This window comes from Micromonospora sp. NPDC003776, assembly GCF_053605645.1.
Map to the genome: position 1 here is coordinate 1 of NZ_JBSGJR010000586.1, position 4,231 is coordinate 4,231.

The 4,231-nt window shown below is 72.5% G+C and carries 2 protein-coding genes; one reads left to right on the top strand and one right to left on the bottom strand.

The genetic code is table 11. The annotated features are described in order from the left end of the window. Positions 1-81 precede the first annotated feature (81 nt). Positions 82-1,338, bottom strand: a complete 1,257-nt coding sequence (locus tag ACWEVO_RS31395; protein WP_452311079.1) for a glycoside hydrolase family 6 protein — start codon at positions 1,336-1,338, stop codon at positions 82-84. 285 nt (positions 1,339-1,623) lie between these two features. Here ACWEVO_RS31395 and ACWEVO_RS31400 point away from each other — a divergent pair, with 285 nt between their 5' ends. After that, positions 1,624-3,960, top strand: a complete 2,337-nt coding sequence (locus ACWEVO_RS31400) for a transglycosylase domain-containing protein (RefSeq protein WP_452311080.1) — start codon at positions 1,624-1,626, stop codon at positions 3,958-3,960. Positions 3,961-4,231 lie beyond the last annotated feature (271 nt).

Sequence of the window (4,231 nt, forward strand, 5' to 3'; positions counted from 1 at the left end):
CTGCGTTGAGCGCGCCCGGGTCCGGCCGCGGAACGGGGAGCGGGGGCGGCCCCCACCGGGACCGCCCCCGCTCGTCGCCGGTCAGCGCAGCGGCGGATCGGCGTACGTCACCAGTTCGAGTGCCTGCTCGGGGAACCAGGCCCCGGCGGCCGGGTCGGCGATCCCGCCCCGGGCCGGGTCGTGCCCGGTGCCGGTGCCCCGGTCGCACTGCCCGTCGGACTGGCCGGGGGTCTTGACCCAGAGGAAGGCGTCGGCGAGCGGGTCACCGGTGGCGGTGGTGGGGCGCAGGCCCAGGCCCCGGCCCGGCGGGTTGCACCAGGTCTGCGGGTCGGGCCAGGACACCCCGGCCGGCGGGGTCCACGGGCCCTGGCCGTTGCGGCTGGTGTCGACCACGAAGTGGGCCGGCCGGTCGGCCGACACGTCCCCGACGTTCTCGGCGTACCAGGCGTCGGTGCGGCCCCAGGTGCTGAAGTCGGCCGGGTCGGCCGGGTAGTACTGGCTGGCGCACCAGTCGAAGTGGCCGCGGGCCCACTCGGGGCCGGCGGTGCCGTAGTACACGCACTTCGAGATCCAGTCGCCGTACTTGAGCTGCCGCTGTGTGGTCTCGTAGTTGGAGACGTTGAGGAAGAAGCCGTCCGCCTTGCCGACTCCCGCCTTGACCAGCCGGTCAGCGATGTCGCCGACCCCGAGCCAGGCGCTGTGCGTGCCGTCCAGGTAGACGCTGGTATCGGGCAGGGCGGTCAGCACGTCGACGGCGTGCCGGAGCATGGCGAACCGGTCGCTGGCGGCGGTCGCCGGGTCCGCCTCGGCCGGTCGGCACCACTCCTGGCTGCCGTTGATCGTGGTGTACCAGGGAATGATCCCCAGCCCGTCCGGCTCCAGCAGCACGACCGCCTCGTGGTCGCCGATGCCGGCGGCGAACGCGTCGATCCACGCCTCGTACTCGGCGACGGAGGTGGCGCCGCCCGCCGAGTACTGCGCGCAGTCGCGGAACGGGATGTTGTACGCCACCAGGACGGGCACGGTCTTCTTGCCGGCCGCCCGCTGCACCTCGGCCTTGATCGACTGGGTGAGCGAGTGCCCGGAGCCGCCGGTCACCCAGACGGCCTGAGGCGTACGGATCATCGCGCGCAGCTGGGCCGCCCGCTCGTACTGCCCGGCAGCGGTGAGCGAGGCGATCTGTTCGCCGGCTCCGTGGTCGGGACGCGGGGTGTAGAAGGTCGCATCGTCGCGGAGAGCGGCGCCGGCCGGGGCGGCCGGTACGGCCACCGCGGCGGCGAGGGTCACGGCGGCGGCGAGCCTGGTCGCGGCGCGCCGGCGAAGGGAGGTCAGGGCCACGTCATTGCTCCTGGTCAGACGGGGGAACGACACGTGGGAGCGTTCCCGCAGCTCGTCCGAGCGTGCCGGGTCCACACCCGACTGTCAATGTTTCGGCGGTGTTCCCGGGCCGGCGCGTCCCGGTGCCGTGGTCGACCGGTCACGGAGCGCAACCCGGCCGGCGAACCCGGGTGGCGCGAGGAACACCACACCCGGGGACGGCGGGCGCGGGCGGTGTCCGCGCAGCTCCGCTAGCCTGCAGGCCGAGCATGGACACGATTCGGCCGAGCAGTCGGAGGGTATCGGGTGCGGGTGCTTCCTACCGGTGACAACAACAACGCGTACGGTTCCACAACCCCGGCCCCCCCGGGGCGGAAGCGTCGCCGCCACCGTCTGCTGATCTTCCTGGCGGTCTTCACGCTGCTGGCCGGCTCCGGCCTGGTGGCCGGGGGCTACTACTTCGACAGCGTGCCCACCCCCACCGACCTCAAACTGCCCGAGTCGACCACCGTCTACTACGCCGACGGCCGCACGCCGCTGGCGAAGCTCGGCGCGGAGAACCGCACCATCGTCCCGTACGACCAGATGAACGACTCCGCCAAGGAGGCGATCGTCGCCGCGGAGGACCGCACCTTCTGGACCAACAAGGGCGTGGACTTCACCGGCGTGCTCCGCGCCGCCTGGTCGAACCTGACCGGCGGGCAGCGGCAGGGCGCCTCCACCATCACCCAGCAGTACGCGCGGGTCGCCGCCGACCTGCGCGGGGTGACCTATTCCCGCAAGCTGCGCGAGGCGGTCATCGCCTGGAAGCTCGACGACAAGTACAGCAAGGACGAGATCCTCGGCTTCTACCTGAACACCGTGCCGTTCGGGCGGGGCGCGTACGGGATCGAGGCGGCGGCGCAGACGTACTTCGGCAAGACGGTGCGCCGGGACGCGCCCGCGGCACAGCAGCTGACCAAGGCCGAGGCGATGGTGCTCTGCGCGATGGTGAAGCAGCCGGAGGCGGACCCGAACGACCCCGAGGGCTCCCCCGGCTACGACCCGGCCCGCGGACCGAGGGCCAAGCAGAACTCGATCGACCGCTGGAACTACATCCGCGACGGCATGGTGAAGCTGGGCTACCTCACGTCCGAGGAGGCGGCGAACCTGGCGTACCCGGACGACGTGAAGCCGATCGACAAGAACGCCGGCCAGTCCGGCCTCGACCGCCCCGCCGGCCTGGTGGTCAACCACGTGCTCAGCGAGCTGCGCCAGACCGAGCAGTTCAAGGGCAAGCCGGACGAGGTCATCCGCGACGGCGGCTACAAGATCGTGACGACCATCGACAAGCGGGTCCAGGACGCCGCGGAGGCCGCCGCCGACATCCGCCGCGACACCGCCCCCGAGGCGGTCCGCGACCAGCCGAAGAACTGGCAGGCCGCGCTGGTCGCGGTGGAGCCGGGCACCGGCCGGGTGCTGGGCTACTACGGCGGCAACGGCGGCGCGAGCGGCGCCGACTACGCCGGCTGGTACTACGACGAGAAGGGGCAGGCGCGCGGTTTCGGCCAGCACCCCCCGGGCTCGTCGTTCAAGGTGTACGACCTGGCCACCGCGGTGGAGAACAAGATCTCCGTCAAGCAGCACTTCGACTCCCCGGACACCAAGGAGTTCCCCGAGTCCGGGCGGACCAAGGACAGCGCCGCCGGGCCGATCCGCAACGCCGAGCACGCCCCGTGCCAGCCCGACTGCGCCCTCTGGGAAGCCACCGTCGCCTCGCTGAACGTCACCTACTTCGAGCTGACCGAGAAGCTGGGCATCGCGAAGGTCATGGACATGGCCAAGCGGGCCGGGGTCAACTCGATGTGGGAGACGGTCAAGGGCAACCCGCAGCCGCAGCGGGTGGATCTGCGCGACCAGCCGACCGAGGAGGTCGCCAAGCGGTTCTCGACCGAGGTCGGCATCGGCCAGTACGGCATCAGCGTGCAGGACCACGCCAACGGGATGGCCACCTTCGCCGCGGGTGGCAAGCGCGCCGAGGCGCACTTCGTCCGCTCGGTCACCAAGGGCGACGAGAAGGTCTACACCGAGCAGCTCAAGGAGACCGACCTCGGCCTGGACAAGGAGGCGATCAACCAGCTCGACTGGACGCTGCGCCGGGTGAAGGCGGCCAAGCTGGACAACGGCTGGGACTCCGCCGGCAAGACCGGCACCTGGCAGGCGGGGCAGAGCACCACCCAGAACGTGCACACCTGGATGGTCGGCTGGACCGGCGCGCTGGCCTCCGCCGTCTGGCTCGGCACCACCGACGGCAAGCCGCTGAAGACCAAGGACGGCAGCTACGAGGTGTACGGCGCCACCGGCCCCGGGCCGATCTGGCGACAGTTCATGGAGCAGGCCACCGCCGCCCTGAAGCTCGACCCGGACAAGTACCGGTTCGACGAGCCCTCCTTCCCCGGCGACGCCCCGACCGCCACCGCCCCGGCGCAACCCGCCCCGACCACCTCCGCGCCCTCGCCGACGGCGCGGCCCACACCGAGCCCGACGCCGTCCCGGCCGAGCCCGAGCCCGAGCGACCGGCCGACGCCGCTGCCGACCCTGTCGCCGTCGCTCAACCCGACGCCGACCCTGTCGCCGACGAAGACCAGGAAGCCGATCGCCTGACACCGCGCCGGCGGTCCCCCGGCCGGCCCGGACCCGGGCCGGCCGGCGGATGATCCACTCGGGCTGCGGCATCCTGCGGTGAAACCGCCGCAGGCAACCGCGGAATGCCGCAATCCGCCACAGAGCCCCCGGGCGTCCGAGCCCGTCGTGACATGATCGGCTCGTGGAGCAGTCGACGGCCGACGCGATCGGCACCGCCTGGGCGGCGCTGGGCGGCGACCCGGCGGCCACCGAGGCGGTCGAGTCGCCCGGCCCGGCGGGCACCCTGCCG